The organism is Kutzneria sp. NPDC052558, assembly GCF_044547355.1.
GTDB lineage: Bacteria > Actinomycetota > Actinomycetes > Mycobacteriales > Pseudonocardiaceae > Kutzneria.
In genome coordinates, this window is the sequence record NZ_JBIUAG010000034.1 from 6517 (window position 1) to 25753 (window position 19237).

General features: G+C 72.0%; 1 protein-coding gene. It reads right to left on the bottom strand.

The genetic code is table 11. From position 1 onward, the window contains the following. Nucleotides 1-10 precede the first annotated feature (10 nt). Nucleotides 11-19222, bottom strand: a complete 19212-nt coding sequence (locus tag ACIG5F_RS39870; RefSeq protein ID WP_396525276.1) for a non-ribosomal peptide synthase/polyketide synthase — start codon at nucleotides 19220-19222, stop codon at nucleotides 11-13. Nucleotides 19223-19237 lie beyond the last annotated feature (15 nt).

Consider the following 19237-nt stretch of genomic DNA (forward strand, 5'->3'; position numbering starts at 1 on the left):
GGGTGTTGGCTCAGCTCAGGCGGGCGGCGAGCACGGGGGCGATCGCGGCCAGCGCGTCGGCGCGGGTCATGGCCCCGTGCGCGCAGTCGATGGAGTGGACCTCGATCGCGCCGATGACGTGAGGCGTCCAGGCGGCCGGGGTTGGGGCGTCGGCGTCCTTGCCGACAGTGGCGACGAACAGCAGCAGGTCGCCGTCGTAGGTGGTGGGCTTGTGCCGGGCGGCCAGCGCGACGTTGTCGGCGAACACGCCGGCGATGGCTCGGGTGGTGTCCCGGTCGAACGCCGCGAGCGGGCTGTCGGGCCGCGCGGCGACGTCGAGGAGTTCGTCCTCGTCGGTGGCCCGCGTGGGGCAGCCGAGCGAGTCGAGCAGCGCGGCCAGGGCCTGGGCGCCGGTGGGCGCTTCGGCCTCGGCCGGGTGGTCGGCCGGGTAGCCGTCCAGCACCGCCAGCAGGGCGACGTCCTGGAGGACGGCGGCGACCGCCTGGGCGACCAGGCCGCCGAATGACCAGCCGAGCAGGTGGTACGGCCCTTCGGGCTGGACTCGGCGGATCTCCGCGGCGTAGCGCCGGGCCAGTGCCTCGACCGATCCGGCCGACGCCGGTTCGGTGAGGCCCGGCGACTGGAGGCCGTACAGCGGACGGTCCTCGATGTGGCGGGCCAGGCCCGAGTAGACCCAGCTGATGCCGGCGGCCGGGTGGATGCAGAACAGCGGCTCCCGGCGGCCGGCCGGCCGGATCGGCAGGACCACGGCGAGAGCCTTCTCGTCGGTGTCGCCGGTGAGCGCGGCGAGTTCGGCCACCGTGGGGGCGGTGAACACGCTGCGCACGCTGAGAGCGGAGCCCAGCCGCCGGTTGATCGCCCCGACGAGCCGGGCCGCGAGCAGGGAATGCCCGCCCAGTTCGAAGAAGTTGTCGTGCACGCCCACCGTCGTCAGGCCGAGGACCTCGGCGAAGTGCTCGCACAGGTCTCGCTCCCGTTGGTTGCGCGGCGGCTGGCCGTCGGGACGGACCGCGACCACGGGCTCCGGCAGGGCGCGCCGGTCGAGCTTGCCGTTGGCGGTTCGGGGCAACTCGTTCATCGGGACGAAGGCGCTCGGCACCATGTGGTGCGGCAGCAGGGCGGCGGTGTGGGCCCGCAGCTCGGACGGGTCGGCGTCGAGCGGCATGACCACGTAGGCGACGAGCCGGTGGTCCCGGGCGATGACCGCGACCTGCGTGACCTCGGGGTGCCGGGCGATCGCCGCTTCGACCTCGCCGGGCTCGACCCGGAAGCCGCGGATCTTGACCTGGTCGTCGCTGCGGCCGACGAACTCCAACTCCCCGGTGCGACGCCAGAATCCGAGGTCGCCGGTGCGGTACATCCGCTCCCCCGGCCCGCTGTGCGGATCGGCGACGAACCGCTGGGCGGTGGCGCCGGTCTGACCGAGATAGCCATGTGCCAGGCCGATTCCGGCCACGTAGATCTCGCCGATGACGCCCGGCGGCACCGGGTTCAGGGCGGCGTCGAGGACATAGGTCCGCTTGTTGGTGATCGACCGTCCAATCGGGACAGTGCTACCCTCAACCGTCTCGACTGCTTGGTACGTCGTGAAGCCCATACTCTCGGCCGGGCCGTAACCGTTGCCCACCCGCAGGCCGGGGAACTGCGCCAGCGCTCGGGCCACGTGGGTCGGGGACGCCGGCTCGCCGCCGGTCACCGCCCACCGCAGGCCCTCGAACGTGTGCGGGTGTTCGTCGAGCAGGAAGTTGAACAGGGTCGCGGACAGCTGGAGCATCGTGACGTCGTGCTCGGCCACCAGCTTCGCGATCGCCGCCGGCTCCGGGCGCTGCCCGGCCTGGAGCACACATGTGGCCCCGTGCAGCAGCGCGCCGAACAGCTCCAGGCCGAACCCGTCCCACGACACCGGAGAGCACTGGAGGAACACCTCGTCCGGCCCGAAGTCCACATAGGACTGCGCCAGATAGGTCCCGACCAGAGCCCGATGTGACGTCACGACGCCCTTCGGACGTCCGGTCGAACCCGAGGTGAACATCACGCACGCCACCGACTCCGGCGACACGGGCAGGCCGAGCGGGGCCACCGAGTGGGCGTCGATCGGGGCCGAGCCAAGGTAGTCCTCGGTGATCACCGTTGCCGGGTTGGTGTCGGCGAGCACGGCGGCGATCCGGTCTTCGGGCAGCTCCGGGTCGATCAGGGTGTAGCCGGCCCCGGCCTTGAGCGCGGCCAGCACCGAGACGACCAGGTCGAGCCCCCGTTCGAGCCGGACCGCGACCAGCGCACCCGGGGTGACCCCGTCGGTCACCAGGCACCGGGCCAGCCGGTTGGACCGCGCGTCGAGTTGGCCGTAGGTGAGCCGTGCGCCCTCGAACACGATGGCGACCGAGTCCGGTGCGGCGGCCGCCCGGGCTTCAAACAGCTCGTGGGCCGTGCGGTGCGGCAGTTCGACCGAGGGCGCGTGCAGCAGTTGCTCGCGCTCGGCGGTCGAGAGCAGGTCGATCTGGCCGACCCGCAGGTCCGGGTGCTCGGCCACGGCGGTGAGCAGCCGGGTCAGCCGGTCGCCCAGCGCCTGGGCGGTGGCGGCGTCGAACAGGTCAGTCGCGAACTCCAGCGCACCGGCGATCCCGGCCGGCGCACCGGTTTCGTCCCAGTGCTCGCCGAGTGCGGCGGTGAGGTCGAACTTGGCCGAGCGGGTGCCGAACGGGTGCTCGGTGACGGCCAGGTCGCCCAGCGCCAGCTCGCCGCGGGCGTTGTTCTGGAGCACCAGCATCACCTGGAACAGCGGGTGCCGGGCCAGGCTGCGGACCGGGTTGATCGTCTCCACCAGCTGCTCGAAAGGCACGTCCTGGTGGGCGAAGGCCGACAGGTCGGCTTCCCGGACGCGGGCCAGCAGCTCGGCGAACGTGGGATCGCCGGAGACGTCGGTGCGCAGCACCAGGCTGTTGACGAAGAAGCCGACCAGGTCGTCCAGCGCGTCATCGGAACGGCCGGCGACCGGGGTGCCGATCGGGACGTCCGGGCCCGCGCCGGATCGCGCCAGCACGGCGGCGAAAGCGGCCTGGAGCACCATGAACAGCGTCGCGCCGTTCGCCCGGGCCAGGCTGAGCAGGCGGGCGTGCGCCTCGGCATCGAGCCTCAACGGCACCAGGTCACCGCGGTACGACGCGGCGGCCGGGCGGGGTCGGTCGGTGAGCAGATCGAGCTCGTCGGGCAGCCCGTCGAGAGCCTTCCGCCAGAACCCGATCTGCTCGGCCAGCAGGCTGTCCGGGTCGTCCTCGGCCCCGAGCAGCTCTCGTTGCCACAGCGCGTAATCCGCATACTGCACGGGCAGCGTGGCCCAGTCCGGGGCCTGCCCGGCCAGCCGCGCGGTGTAGGCGGTGGACAAGTCGCGCGTCAGCGGGCCCATCGACCAGCCGTCACCGGCGATGTGGTGCAGGACCAGCAGCAGCACGTGGTCGTGATCGGTCACCCGGAACAGCCGGGCCCGCAGCGGGAGATCCCTTGTCAGGTCGAAGGATTCGCCGATGGCTGCGTCGACCGCTGCCGTCGGGTCGGCGCCGTCGAGGTCGATCTCGGTGAGGTCCACCGCCGCAGTTGCGATCCGTTGCACCGGCCGGTCGTCGACGGTCGGGAAGACCGTGCGCAGGGCCTCGTGCCGGTCGGCCACGTCGGTGATCGCGGCCCGCAGCGCCGCCGGATCGACCGCGCCGCGCAGGCGCAGGGCGACCGGGACGTTGTAGGTGGCGCCCTCGTCGACCCGGTTGAGGAACCACAGCCGCTGCTGGGCAAAGGAAAGCGGCAGCTCCTCCGGACGATGCTCGGCTGGGCGCAGGGCCGGCCGGGCCCGCCCGCCGAGCCGGCCGACCAGGCCGGCGACGGTGGGTTCGGCGAAGATGTCCCGGATGCCCAGCTCGGCCCCGAGCACCGCGCGGACCCGGCTGATCAGCTTCGCGGCGAGCAGCGAATGTCCGCCCAGGTCGAAGAACCCGTCGTCCACCCCGACCTCGGGCAGCCCGAGCACCTCGGCGAACAGTCCACAGAGGATTTCCTCGGCGGCGGTGCGCGGGGCGCGCCCGGCCGGCGACGTGGTCAGGTCGGGGGCCGGCAGGGCGCGCCGGTCCAGCTTGCCGTTGGCGGTGCGGGGCAGCGCGTCGACCGGCACGAAGGCCGACGGGACAAGGTAATCGGGGAGCTGATCGGCCACCTGGGCCCGCAGCCGGGCCGGGTCGGGGGCCGGCGTGCCGGCGACGTAGGCGACGAGCCGCTTGTCCCCCGGCCGGTCCTCGCGGACCAGCACCGCCACCTGGGCCACCCCGGGCAGCCGGCCGATCACCGTCTCCACGTCGCCGGGCTCGACCCGGAAGCCGCGGATCTTGACCTGGTGGTCGACGCGGCCGAGGAAGTCCAGCACCCCGTCGGCCGACCAGCGGACCAGGTCGCCGGTGCGGTACATGCGTTCGCCGGGCTCGCCGTACGGGTTGGCCACGAACCGGGTCGCGGTCAGGCCGGACTGGTGCAGGTAGCCGTCGGCCATGCCGACGCCGGCCATGTAGAGCTCGCCGGCCACGCCGGGCGGCACCGGCCGCAGGGTGTCGTCGAGCACGTACACCCGCTTGTTGGCGATGGGCCGGCCGACCGGGATCGCGGTCCGCTCGGTGTCGGCCACGACCATCGTGTGGCACAGGGTGAAGATCATGTTCTCCACCGGCGAATACCCGTTCACCAACCGGATCCCCGGATACCGCTTCAACGCCTGGGCAATGTGCGACACCGAGGCAGCCTCACCACCGGTCATCACCTGCCGCACACCAACGAACACACCCGGATACTCATCCAGCAAGAAATTCAACAAACTCGCCGACACATGCACAGTGGTGATCGAATGCTCAGCGATCAACCGAGCGATCACCGCCGGCTCCGGACTCTGCCCCGGCTGCAACACAGCCGTACCACCGAACAACAACGCCCCGAACAACTCCAACGCGAACGCGTCCCACGAAACCGGGGCGCACTGCAACACCACCTCACCCGGACCGAAGTCGGCGAACGACTGGCCGAGGAACGTGCCGACCAGCGCGCGGTGCGGGGCCAGCACGCCCTTGGGGCGACCGGTGGAGCCGGAGGTGAACATGACACACGCGATGTCACCGGGGACAGCGGTGGGCGCGGGGTCGGTCACCGGCCGGCCCGAGAGATCGGCCGCAGCCAGATAGGCCTTGTCGATAACGATTCGCGCGCCGGTCTCGGCGACCAGGGCCGCGATGCGATCGGCCGGGAACGCCGTGTCCAGCATGGCGTACCCGCCGCCGGCCTTGAGCACGGCCAGTACGGCGACGACCAGCTCCACCCCACGGTCGAGGTGCACGCCGACCAGCTCGCCCGGATCGACGCCCTCGGCCAGCAGGTGGTGCGCCAGCCGGTTCGCGGCGGCGTTCAGCTCAGCGTAGGTGATCCGCTCGGACTCGAACACCAGCGCCAGGGCCTCGGGGGTGCGCGCGACCTGGGCCTGGAACACCTCGTGGGTGCAGACCTCAGGTCCGATGTGGACTGTGGTGTCGTTCCACTCGACCAGCATCCGTTGGCGCAGTTCGGGGTCGAGCAGGTCGACCGCGCCGACCGGGGTCTCCGGCGACTCGGCGACCGCGGTGAGCAGCCGGCCCAGGCGATCCACCAGGGCGGCTGCGGTGTTCGGGTCGAACAGGTCGGTGGCGAACTCCAGGGCGCCGGTGATGCCGGCCGGGGCGCCCTGTTCGTCGACTTCCTCGCACAGCCCGAGGGTGAGGTCGAACTTGGCGGCGTCGGTGCCCATCGGTTCCACCGCCGCGTCGAACCCGGCGAACCGGAGGTCGGCGCGGGCGTTGTTCTGGAGCACCAGCATCACCTGGAACAGTGGATGCCGGGCCAAGCTGCGGGCCGGGTTGATCGCCTCAACCAACTGCTCGAACGGCACGTCCTGATGGGCGAACGCGGCCAGGTCGGTCTCCCGGACCCGCTCCAACAGGTCGGTGAAGGTAGGCGCGCCGGAGACGTCGGTGCGCAGCACCAGGGTGTTGACGAAGAACCCGACCAGGTCGTCCAGCGCGTCGTCGGACCGGCCGGCGACGGGAGTGCCGATCGGGATGTCCGTCCCGGCGCCGGATCGCGCCAGCACCGCGGCGAACCCGGCTTGCAGCACCATGAACAGCGTGACCCCATGGGCGCGGGCCAGTGCCAGCAGGCGAGTGTGCAGGTCGGCGTCCAGGGCCAGGGGCACGGTGTCGCCCCCGTGGGACGCGACGGCCGGACGCGGCCGGTCGGTGGGCAGCGGCAACTGCTCGGGGCTGTCGTCCAGCGCGGTCCGCCAGTAGTCGAGCTGCGTGGCGCAGAGCTCGGTGGGCTGGTCGGTGGTGCCGAGCAGATCCCGTTGCCACAGCGCGTAATCCGCGTACTGCACGGGCAGCGGGGACCAGTCCGGGGCCTGCCCAGCCAGCCGGGCGGAGTAGGCGTCGGACAGGTCACGCAGCAGCGGACCCATCGACCAGCCGTCACCGGCGATGTGGTGCAGCACCAGGGCGAACACGTGCTCGTCAGTGCCGAGGGTGAGCAGGGTCGCCCGCAGTGGGAGCTCCCCCGCCAGGTCGAAACCGGCGCGGGCCAACGCGGTCAGGCGTGCCGGCAGCTCCGCCTCGGTCACCTCGCCGGTGTCGACGGCGATCGGTTGCGGGGGCAGAACGTGCTGGTGGCGGACGCCGTCGTGCTCGGGGAACACGGTACGCAGGGCCTCGTGTCGGCCGACGACGTCAGTCAGGGCGGCGGCCAGCGCCGCCGGGTCGACCGTGCCGCGCAGCCGCAGCGCGATCGGCACATTGTAGGCCGGGCTGTCTTCGACGCTGTCCAGGAACAGCAGTCGCTGCTGTGCGTAGGACGGCGGCACAAGCGCCGGCCGCTCGGCCGGGATCAGCGCAGGTCGTTGCGCAGCACCGGTTTCCGCCACAACGCCGGCAAGGCCGGCCACAGTCGGGGCGGCGAACAGGTCACGGACCGAAAGCTCCACCCCGAGGCGGCCGCGGATCCGGCTGATCAGGCGGGTGGCCAGCAGCGAGTGGCCGCCGAGGTCGAAGAACCCGTCGTCGATGCCGACGACGTCGACACCGAGCAGGTCCGCGAACAGCTCGCACAGCACCGACTCGGTCCCGGTTCGCGGGCCCCGGTGCGGGACGCCGCTGCCGCGGTCGGGGGCGGGCAGGGCGCGGCGGTCCAGCTTTCCGTTGGGGGTCAACGGGAACTCGTCCAGCACCAGCACCGCTGCCGGCACCATGTAGTCGGGCAGCACGGCGGCGATGTGCCGCCGCAGCTCGTCGGGGGTCGCTTCGGCAATGGCGTAGCCGACCAGCCGCTTCTCGCCGGGCCGGTCCTCGCGGACCAACACCGCGGCCCGGCCGACCGCCGGGTGGGCGCGCAGCACGGCCTCGATCTCGCCCAGCTCCACCCGGAAGCCGCGGATCTTGACCTGGTCGTCGGCGCGGCCGACGAACTCGACCTCGCCGGCAGTGGTCCAGCGGACCAGGTCGCCGGTGCGGTACATGCGGCCGCCGTCGGCGAAGGGGCAGGCCACGAACCGTTGCGCGGTCAGCTCGGTGCGGTTGACGTAGCCGTGGGCCAGGCCGTCGCCGGCGACGTACAGCTCGCCCACCACACCCGGCGGGACCGGGGCCAGGCGGCCGTCGAGGACGTACACCTGGGTGTTGGCCAGCGGGCCGCCGACCGGCAGCACCGGGTGGTCGGCGTCGGACCCGGTGATCTGGTGGGTGTTGGTGAAGACCATGCTCTCCACCGGGCCGTAGCCGTGCACCATCCGCAGGTTCTGGTTGGCCGCGCGAACGGCCAGCACCTGTCCCAGCGACGGTGCTTCGCCGCCGGTGAGGACCTGGTCGATGGCCGTGAACACGTGCGGATACTCGTCGGCCATGACCGCGAACAGGCCGGCCGACAGCCACAACGTGGTGATGCCGTGCTCGGCGACCAAGCGGGCGATCACCGCCGGATCGGGGGTCTGGCCGGGGGCGAGCACGCAGGTGCCGCCGTGCAGCAGCGCCGGCCACAGCTCCAACGCCAGCCCGTCCCAGGAGACCGGGGCGCACTGCAAGGTGATCACCTGCGGGCCGAGGTCCATATAGGACTGTCCGAGGAAGGTCCGAAGCACCGAGCGGTGCGGGGACAGCACCCCCTTGGGACGGCCGGTCGAGCCGGAGGTGAACAGCACCGACACCGGGTCCTCGGCGGTGACCGGGACAGCCGGGGCCGTGCGAGGGCCGGTGAGGCCAAGGTCGAGCCGCACCGGCTCGACGGTCTCGGGCAGGAACGCCGCGAGGTCGCTGGTGGTGGCCACGATCCGGGCGCCGGCCTCGGCCAGGACGGTCTCGATGCGGTCGGCCGGATGCGACGGGTCCAGCGGCAGGTAGGCGGCCCCGGCCTTGAGCGCGGCCAGGATCGCGATCACCAGGTCGGGACCACGGTGCACGTAGACGCCGACGATCTGGCCCGGCGTGGTGCCTTGAGCGATCAGGTGGTGGGCCAGCTGGTTGGCCCGCTCGTCGACCTCTCGGTACTTGAGACTGGCGCCCTCGAACACCAGGGCGGTGGCGTCGGGCGTGCGATGGGCGTGGCCCTCGAAGACGTGGTGCACGCAGGTGTCGGCCGGGTAGTCGGTGGCGGTGTCGTTCCACTCGACCAACACCTGCCGACGCTCGGCGTCGGTGAGCACGTCCAGCGCGCCGATCCGGGTCGTGGGATTGGCCACGGCGCTGCGCAGCAGGCGGACAAGGCGCGCGGCGATGGCGCGCACGGCCGACTCGTCGAACAGGTCGGTGGCGTATTCGATCTTGCCCGTGATGCTGTCCTGGTGCTCGGTGAACGCGACGGCCAGGTCGAACTTCGCCGACTCGTTGCCGGCGGCGACCGGCGTCGCGGTCACGCCGGGCAGGTCGAAGGTGGCGGCCGCGCCGTCCTGCTGGACCAGCAGCACCTGGAACAGTGGGTGCCGGGCCAGGCTGCGCGCCGGGTTGATCGCCTCCACCAGCTGGTCGAACGGCACCTCCTGGTGCGCGAACGCCGCGAGGTCGGTTTCCCGCACCCGGTTCAGCAGCTCGGCGAACGTGGGGTCGCCGGCGACGTCGGTCCGCAGCACGAGGCTGTTGACGAAGAACCCGACCAGATCGTCGAGCGCCTCGTCGGTGCGGCCGGCGACGACCGTGCCGACCGGGATGTCGGTGCCCGCGCCGAGACGGGACAGCAGGGCGGCGAAAGCCGCCTGTACCACCATGAACACGGTGACGTGGTGAGCACGGGCCACCGCGCGCAGGTTGGCGTGCAGGTCGGCATCGATGGCGAGGTCGACCAGGCCGCCGTCGTGGCTGGCCACGGCTGGGCGCGGCCGGTCGGTCGGCAGTGCGAGCTCCTCGGGCAGCCCGGCCAGGGCGGTCGTCCAGTGGTCGAGACCGTCGCTGCCGGCCAACAGATCCCGCTGCCACACGGCGTAGTCGGTGTAGCGGACCGGCAGCGGCGTCCACTCCGGTTCGACGCCGGCCAGGCGGGCCCGGTAGGCGGTGGCGAGGTCGGTCAGCATCGGACGAAGCGAGCCGCCATCGGTGGCGATGTGGTGCAGCAGCAGGACGAACTCGTGCTCGCACGGGCCAGTCCGGTGCAGGAACGCCCGTACCGGCAGCTCCGTGGCCAGACCGAACCGTTGGGCGGCGATGTCTCCGGGCGGTTCCTCGGCCAGCACCGGGACCGCGTCGGCCAACACCTGCTGATGCGGCACGCCGTCGACCGCCGGGTACACCGTGCGCAGCGGCTCGTGCCGGGCCACCAGGTCGGCCAGCGCCGCCCGCAGGGCGGGGACGTCAACCGGTCCTTCCAGCCGGAACACCAGCGGCACCAGGTAGCTGGCGTCGTGCTGCACGCGGTCGAGGAACCACAGGCGCTGCTGGGCGAACGACAGCGGAACCGGGCCGTCGGGCTCGACCCGCCGCAGCGTTGGCCGTGTGGTCGCCGGACCGGCAAGCTCGTCGAGGCGGCGGGCCAGCCCGGCCACCGTCGGCTCGCGGAACAACGCGGCGACGGTCAGGTCCGCCCCGAGCGCGGCCCGGATGCGGGTGGTCAGCTTGGCGGCGAGCAGGGAATGCCCGCCCAGGGCGAAGAAGTCGTCCTCGACCCCGACCGAGGCCAGCCCGAGGACGTCGGCGAACAGGCCGCACAGCACCTCTTCGCGCGGGCTGCGCGGGGCCCGGCCGGCGCCGGTGATGAGCTCCGGGTCGGGCAGCGCGCGGCGGTCCAGCTTGCCGTTGGCCGTGCGCGGCAGCTCCGTGAGAGTGACGAACGCCGATGGAACCATGTGCTGCGGCAACAGGTGTGCGGTGTGGGCCCGCAGGTCGGCCGCATCCGTGGTGACGACGTAGGCGACCAGTTGCCCGTCTCGGGCGATCACGGCGACCTGGCTGACCGCCGGGTGTCGGGCGATCACCGCCTCGATCTCACCGGGCTCGACCCGGAAGCCCCGGATCTTGACCTGGTCGTCGCTGCGGCCGACGAACTCCAGCTGACCGTCCCGCCGCCAGTATCCGAGGTCGCCGGTGCGATACATCCGCTCCCCCGGGCCACCGAACGGATCCGCGACGAACCGCTGCGCGCTGGCGGCGGCCTGGCCCAGATACCCATACGCCAGGCCGATTCCGGCCACATAGATCTCGCCAGTGACCCCCGGCGGCACCGGGTTCAGCGCGGCGTCGAGGACGTAGGTCCGCTTGTTGGCGATCGGCCGTCCAATCGGGACAGTGCTGCCCTCAACTGTCTCGACAGCCTGATACGTCGTGAAGCCCATGCTCTCGGCCGGGCCGTAACCATTGCCCACCCGCAGACCGGGGAACTGCTCCAGCGCCCTGGTCACGTGCGCCGGGGACGCCGACTCACCGCCGGTCACCGCCCACCGGACCGTGCGGTAGGTGTCGGGGTGTTCGTCCAGCAGGAAGTTGAACAGGGTCGCCGACAGCTGGAGCATCGTCACGCCGTGTTCGGCCACCAGGCCGGCGATGACGGCCGGCTCAGGCCGTTGGCCCGGCTGGAGCACACAGGTCGCGCCGTGCAGCAGCGCCCCGAACAGCTCCAGGCCGAACCCGTCCCACGACACCGGGGAACACTGGAGGAACACCTCGTCCGGCCCAAAGTCCACATAGGACTGCGCCAAGTACGTCCCCACCAGAGCTCGGTGCGATGTCACAACCCCCTTGGGCCGACCGGTCGAACCGGAGGTGAACATCATGCACGCCACCGACTCCGGCGACACAACCAGGTCCAGGTTGTCCACAGAGGCATCGGCTTCGGCGACGTACCCGGCGGTGACCACCAGCGCTGGGTCCACATCGGACAGAACCGCCTGGATGCGGTCCGCCGGCAGTTCCGGGTCGACCAGGGTGTAGCCGGCCCCGGCCTTGAGCGCGGCCAGCAGCGACACGACCAGCTCGGGTCCCCGCTCCAGCCACACCGCGACCAGAGCGCCGGGGGTGACGCCGTCGGCCACCATGCGGCGGGCCACGCGATTGGCCTGGGCGTTGAGCTCGCCGTAGGAGATCCGAATGTCGTTGAACACCAAGGCGGTCGCGTCGGGCCGGGCACCGACCCGGTCCTCGAACAGCTGCACCAGCGAGCCTTCCGGCAGCGGCGCGCTCGTGCCCTGCCAGCCGGCCAGCCGAGCGCGTTCGTCGACGGTGAGCACCGGCAAGGCGCTCACCGGGAGATCAGGCGTGGCAACCAAAGCGCGGACCAGTTCACCGAGGCGAGCCAGCAAACCCTCGGCGGTGGCGCGGTCGAACAGGTCGACGGCGTACTCGATGTCCACGCCCAGACCGGCCGGCGCGCCCTCGGCGTCGTGCCGCTCCGCGAACGACAGCGTGAGGTCGAACTTGGCGCTGCCGGTGCGAACCGGCGCGGCCGTGACCGCGAGGCCGGACAGAACCGGCGCGGCCGATCCGGAATTGGCCAGCACCAGCATCACCTGGAACAGCGGGTGCCGGGCCGGGTCGCGGACCGGGTTCAGCTGTTCCACCAGCCGCTCGAACGGCAGGTCCTGGTGGGCGAACGCGGCCAGGTCGGTGCGCCGCACCCGGTCGAGCAGCTCGACGAAGGTCGGATCGCCGGATACGTCGGTGCGCAGCACCAGGCTGTTGACGAAGAACCCGACCAGGTCGTCCAGCGCCTCATCGGAACGACCGGCCACCACGGTGCCGATCGGCACGTCGGTGCCCGCGCCGTGCCGGGTCAGCAGCGCGGCGACGGCGGCGTGCAGCACCATGAACAGGGTCGACCCGTGCCGGCGGGCCAGTGTCAGCAGATCGGCGTGGAGGCCGGCGTCCCAGGTCAGCGCCAGCGACTCGCCGGCAAAGGTCGGTGTCGCGGGCCGTGCACGGTCGGTCGGCAGGGCCAGCTCCTCCGGCAGGCCGTCAAGCGCGTGCGACCAGAAGGCCAGCTCCTCACCGTTGTTCAACAGTTCTCGTTGCCACAGCGCGTAATCCGCATACTGCACGGGCAGCGCCGCCCAGTCCGGGGCCTGGCCGGCGAGACGGGCCGTATAGGCGGCGGACAGGTCGCGCATCAGCGGCCCCATGGACCAGCCGTCGGCGGCGATATGGTGCACCACAACCAGAAGCGCGTGTTCGGTGTCGCCGGTGCGCAGCAGTTCGGCGTGCACGGGCGGTTCGGCGGCCAAGTCGAAGGTGTGGCTCGCCCCAGACCGCAGGGCGTCGGTCAGCTCGGCGGCGGGCACATCCCGCAGCGCGACCGTGATCCGAGCCTGCTCAGGGGCGAGAATCCGTTGGCACGGCTCGTCTCCGGTCGTCGGGAACACAGTGCGCAGCGCCTCGTGGCGGGCCATGACGTCGTGCAGGGCCTCAGTGAGCGCAGTGGGGTCCAGCTCGCCAGTCATCCGCAGCGCCCACGCGACGTTGTAGGTGGCGCTGGGGCCTTCGAACTGGTCGATGAACCACAGCCGGCTCTGGGCGAACGACAGCGGCACCGGGTCGACGCGGGGCGACGGGGTCAGCGCGGGACGGGCGGCGGCCGCCGTGTCCAGGGCGCGGGCCAGGCCAGCCACGGTCGGGGTGGTGAACAGGTCCCGGACCGACAGCTCCACGCCCAGCGCGGTGCGGACCCGGCTGACCAGACGGGTGGCGAGCAGCGAATGGCCGCCCAGGTCGAAGAAGTCGTCGTCGATGCCGACCCGCTCCACGCCCAGCAGCTCGGCGAACAGCCCGCACAGCACCTCCTCAACCGGGGTGCGGGGACCACGACCGCCGGCGGCCAGGTCGGGGGCCGGCAGGGCGCGGCGGTCCAGCTTGCCGTTCGGGGTCAGTGGCAACGCATCGAGCACCACCACCGCCGACGGCACCATGTACGACGGCAGCGAGGCCGCCACGTGCTCGCGGACCGCCGCCGGCTCCACGGCGCCGACCACGTAGGCGACGAGGCGCTTGTCGCCGGGGCGGTCCTCGCGGACGACCACGGCCGCCTTGCCGACGCCGGGATGGTCGACGACCGCCGCCTCCACCTCACCCAGCTCGATCCGGAAGCCACGGATCTTGACCTGGTCGTCGGCCCGGCCGCAGACCTCGACCACGCCGTCACGGGTCCAACGCGCGAGGTCGCCGGTGCGGTACATCCGCGCACCAGAGCCAAAAGGATCCGCCACGAAGCGTTCGGCGGTCAGCGCGAATCGGTTGGCGTACCCGAGGGCCAGGCCGTCGCCCGCCGCGTACAGCTCGCCCACGACACCCGGCGGCACCGGGCGGAGTTCGCCGTCAAGCACGTACACGCGGGTGTTGGCGATCGGTGCGCCGACCGGCAGCGTGGTGCCGTCGGTGACCTGGTGGCAGTTGGTGAAGACCATGCTCTCCACCGGGCCGTAGCCGTGCACCAGCCGCAGGTGCGGGAACTCGCGGCGGGCGCGGAGGACGTGCGCCACCGACGGGGCCTCGCCACCGGTCATCACCTGGCGCAGCGTGCCGAAAACTTCGGGGTATTCGTCCAGCACGACCGCGAAGAGGCCGGCGGACAACCACATTGTGGTGACGCCGTGCTCGGGCACCAGCCGGGCGATCACCGCCGGGTCGGGCGTCGCGCCGGGGGCCAGCACGCAGGTGCCGCCGTGCAGCAGCGCCGGCCACAGCTCCAGGGACAGGCCGTCCCAGGACACCGGGGCGCACTGGAGGGTCACGATGTCGGCGGTGAAGTCCACATAGGACTGACCGAGGAAAGTGCGGACGGTCGCCCGGTGCGGGGACGCGACGCCCTTGGGGACACCGGAAGAGCCGGAGGTGAACAGGACAGTCGCCACGTCGTCGGCGGTCACCGGCACGGCCGGCCGCGTCGCCGGGGCGGCGGCGCTCGCCGCGATGACCTCGGCGTCCACGACGAGCCGGACGGCAGCCTCGCGCAGGATCGACTCGATCCGGTCGGCCGGATGCGACACGTCGACCGGCACGTAGCCGGCGCCGGACTTCAGCACCCCCACCAGGCCGACGACCAGGTCGAATCCGCGCGGGACCTGCACGGCGACCAGATCGCCCACGCCGATCCCTTGGGCGGCAAGGTGATTGGCCAGCCGGTTGGCCCGCTCGTCCAGCTCCCGGTAGGACATCGGCACGCCGTCGAACACCAGGGCCACATGCGTGGGCGTGCGGTCGGCGCAGCGCTCGAACAGCGCGTGGATCGTGGCGTCGGACGGGTAGTCGGTGGCCGTGTCGTTCCACTCGACGATCATGCGGTCGCGTTCGGCGGCGTCCAGGATCGCCAGCGCCCCGACGCGGGTCGCCGGGTCGGCCACTACCGACGCCAGAACCTCGCCGAGCCGGCCGGCCAGGGCCCGCGCGGTGTCGGCGTCGAACAGATCGGTGGCGAACACGACCGCGCCGCCAATGCCGGCCGGGGCGCCGGCGGCGTCGTGGGTCTCGTGCAGGTTGACGGTCAGGTCGAACTTCGCGGCCCCGATGCCGATGTGCTCGACGGCGGCCTCGATCCCGGGCAGGGCCAGCGTGGCGTCGGCGTTGTTCTGCAACACCAGTATGACCTGGAACAGCGGGTGCCGGGCCAGCGAGCGCGCCGGGTTGACGTGCTCGACGAGGCGGTCGAACGGCAGTTCCTGGTGGGCGAACGCGGACAGGTCGGTCTCGCGGACCCGGGCCAGCAGCTCGGCGAACGTGGGGTCGCCGGACACATCCGTGCGCAGCACGAGGCTGTTGACGAAGAACCCGACGAGGTCGTCCAGCGCCTCGTCCGAGCGGCCGGCCACGACCGTGCCCAGCGGCACGTCGGTGCCCGCGCCGAGGCGGGACAGCAGGGCGGCGAACGCGGCCTGCACCACCATGAACACGGTGACCTGGTGGGCGCGGGCCAGCTGGACTATCCCGGCGTGCAGCTCGGCCGGCAGGGCGACAGGAACAGAGTCGCCGCGATGGCTGGCGGTGGCCGGACGCGGGCGGTCCGTGGGCAGCGCGAGTTCCTCGGGCAGCCCGGCCAACGCGCCGGCCCAGTGGTCGAGCTGGTCGGCGATACTGTTGTCCGCCAACAGTTCCCGCTGCCACACGGCGTAGTCGGCGTACTGGATCGGCAGCGGCGACCATGCGGGCGCGGCACCATCGATCCGCGCGGTGTAGGCGGTGCCGAGATCGCGCAGCAGGATGCCGGTGGACCAGCCGTCGGTGGCGATGTGGTGCATCACCAGCAGCAGCACCGATTCCTCAGTGCCGTCGGCGGTGAACAGCGTCGCGTGCAGGGGCAGGTCCCGGGTGACGTCCTGCACCAGGCGCGCCGCCTCACGGACGGCGTCATCGAGGTCCGCCGCCGACACCGTGATCACGTCGAGTTCGGGCCTGGCGTCGGGCAGGATCAGCTGGTATGGCTCACCATCGGCGGCCGGGTGGATGGTCCGCAGCGCCTCGTGCCGGTCGACGACATCGCCCAGCGCGGCGGTGAGCGCCGGAATGTCGACGCCGCCGCGCAGCCGGATGGCCATCGGCACCGAGTACGTCGCACCAGGGCCGTCCAGGGCGTCGGCGAACCAGAGACGCTGCTGCGCGAACGACAGCGGCAACCGCTCGGTGCGCGGCACCGGGCGCAGCACCGGCCGGGCGGCGGCCGCGGTGTCCAGCCGGCCCGCGATGCCGGCGGCGGTCGGGGCGGCGAACAGGTCCCGCAGGCCCAGCTCCGCGCCGAGCGCGGTGCGGATGCGGCTGATCAGACGGGCGGCGAGCAGGGAATGCCCTCCCAGCGCGAAGAAGTCGTCGTCGACGCCGACCCGGGGCAGGCCCAGGATGTCAGCGAACAGTCCACACAGGATTTCTTCGGAGGCGGTGCGCGGACCCCGGGCGTCGGAGGCGCCGGCGGCGTCCGGGGCGGGCAGCGCGGACCGGTCCAGCTTGCCGCTGGCCGTCATGGGGAACTCGGCCATGGGCACGAAGGCGGCCGGCACCAAGTGCTCGGGCAGCCGTTCCGCGGTGTGCCGCCGCAGGTCAGCCGGCGTCACGGAGCCGATGACGTAGGCGGCGAGCCGCTTGTCCCCCGGCCGGTCCTCGCGGACGACCACGGCCACCCGGACCACGCCCGGGTGGGCGGCGATGGCGGTCTCGATCTCCGCCGGCTCCACCCGGAAACCACGGATCTTGACCTGGTGGTCGCCGCGGCCGAGGAACTCCAGGGTCCCGTCCGGGCGCAGCAGCCCGAGGTCGCCACTGCGGTACATGCGTTCGCCCGGCACGCCATGGGGATTGGCGACGAACCGTTCCGCGGTCAGCCTCGGCTGCCCGAGGTAGCCGTGCGCGATGCCCTCGCCGGACAGGTACAGTTCGCCGACCACGCCCGGCGGCACCGGCCGCAGTTCGGGGTCGAGCAGGTGCAGGTGCTTGCCGGACAGCGGTTTGCCGAGCGGGATCGACGGCTGTTCGGTGTCGGCCACGACCATCGTGTGGCACAGCGTGAAGATCATGTTCTCCACCGGCGAATACCCGTTCACCAACCGCAGCCCCGGATACCGCTTCAACGCCTGAGCAATGTGCGACACCGAGGCAGCCTCACCACCGGTCATCACCTGCCGCACACCATCGAACACACCCGGATACTCATCCAGCAAGAAGTTCAACAAACTCGCCGACACATGCACAGTGGTGATCGAATGCTCAGCGATCAACCGAGCGATCACCGCCGGCTCCGGACTCTGCCCCGGCTGCAACACAGCCGTACCACCAAACAACAACGCACCGAACAACTCCAACGCGAACGCGTCCCACGAAACCGGGGCACACTGCAACACCACCTCACCCGGACCGAACTCGGCGAACGACTGGCCCATCATGGTGGCGACGATGGCCCGGTGCGGGGCGGCGACGCCCTTGGGGCGACCGGTGGAGCCGGAGGTGAACATGACACACGCCAGGTCGTCCGGACCGGCCACGGCAACCGGATTCTCCAGTGACGCCAAGGCAATAGCCTCCGCGTGCTCGGCCAGGTACGCGGCGTCGAGAACCAGCGCCGGCCGGGACTCGGCGATGATCCGCTCCACGCGGGCGGCCGGGAAGCGCGGGTCGATCAGCGTGTAGCCGCCGCCGGCCTTGAGCACGGCCAGCACGGCGATCACCAGGTCCAGATCACGTTCCAGGCGCACGGCGACAAGATCACCGCGAGTGAGGGCCAGGTGGTCGGCGAGCCGGTTCGCCGCCGCGTTGAGCTCGCCGTAGGTCATCCGCGCGTCCTCGTACACCAGCGCCGTGGCGTCCGGGGTACGCGCGGCCTGGGCGGCGAACACCTCGTGCACGCCGAGCATCGGGAAGTTCGGCGTGGTCTCGTTGAGGCTCTCCACCACTCGGCGTTCGGCCTCGGACAACAGGTCCAGCCGAGCCAGCGGTTCGTCCACAGTGGACGCGAACGCCGTCAGCACGCGCACCAGCCGGTCGGCCACCGAACGCACGGCGGCCCGGTCCAGGATCTCCGGCCGGAACAGCAGCCTGACCTCGAACCGCTCCCCCGGCTCGACCACCAGGCTGAGCGGATAGTGGGCCATGTCCCGGAAGGTGATGCCGTCGATCTCCGGCCCGCCGGGGATGGCCAGCCGGTTGTCGGTCGCCGGGAAGTTGTCGAACACCACGGTCGTGTCGAACAGGGCCTGCTCGGCGTCGGCGGCCCGCTGGATGTCGGCCAGGCCCAGGTGGTCGTGGTCGAGCAGGCTCAGCCGCTGCTCCTGCACCGCGCCGGCCACCGCGCGCACGGTCGACGCGCCGTGCAGATCGACCCGCACCGGCACGGTGTTGATGAACAGGCCGATCATCTCGTCCACGCCGGGCAGGTCGGCCGGGCGGCCGCTGACCGTGGACCCGAACACCACGTCCCGACGGCCGGTCAGCTGCCCGACCACCACCGCCCACGCCGTCTGGAACAGCGTGTTGAGGGTGACATCGCAGTCGCGGGCCCGGTCCCGCAGGGCCGCCACCAGCTCGCCGGGCACCTCGGCCGACACCAGTTCCGGCCGGCCCACCGGCACGCCCTCGGTCGGCGGGGCCACCCAGGTCGGCCCCGTCACCCCGGAAAGCACCGAGCCCCAAGCGTTTCGCGCCGCCTCGGCGTCACGGCCGGCCAGCCACCGCAGGTAGTCCTTGAACGGCCGCACCGGGCCCACCGGTCCCCCGCCGTAAAGCTGGAACAGCTCGCGGTACATCAGCGCGGTGGACCAGCCGTCGACCAGGATGTGGTGCGCGGTGCGGATCAGCCGCCAGCTCTGCCGGCCCAGATCGACCAGGGTGAAGCGGATCAGCGACGCGTCGCCGATGTCGAAGCCGCGATCCCAGTCCGCCGTCACGAACTCGTCCGACCGGGCCACGGCCTCGTCGGCAGGCAGGTCGCTGTAGTCGACCTCCGCCCACTGCACCGGCACGTCCCGCCGCACCACCTGGATCGGCTCGCCGGTCTTGCGGGTGCGGAAGCTGGCCCGCAGGGTGGCGTGGCGGCGCAACAGCTCCTCGGCCGCCGCGCGCAGCCGGTCGCGGTCCAGCGGGCCGCGCAGCTCGACGACCGACTGGGTCAGATACAGGCTGCGCGCCTCGCGGTCGTACTGGGCGTGGAAGAGCAGCCCCTCCTGCAACGGGGAGAGCGGGAGGATGTCCTCGATCGCGGACTGGGTCTTCGCCTGCGGTGACTGTGCCACCTGAACCATCTCCTGGGCTGGGTG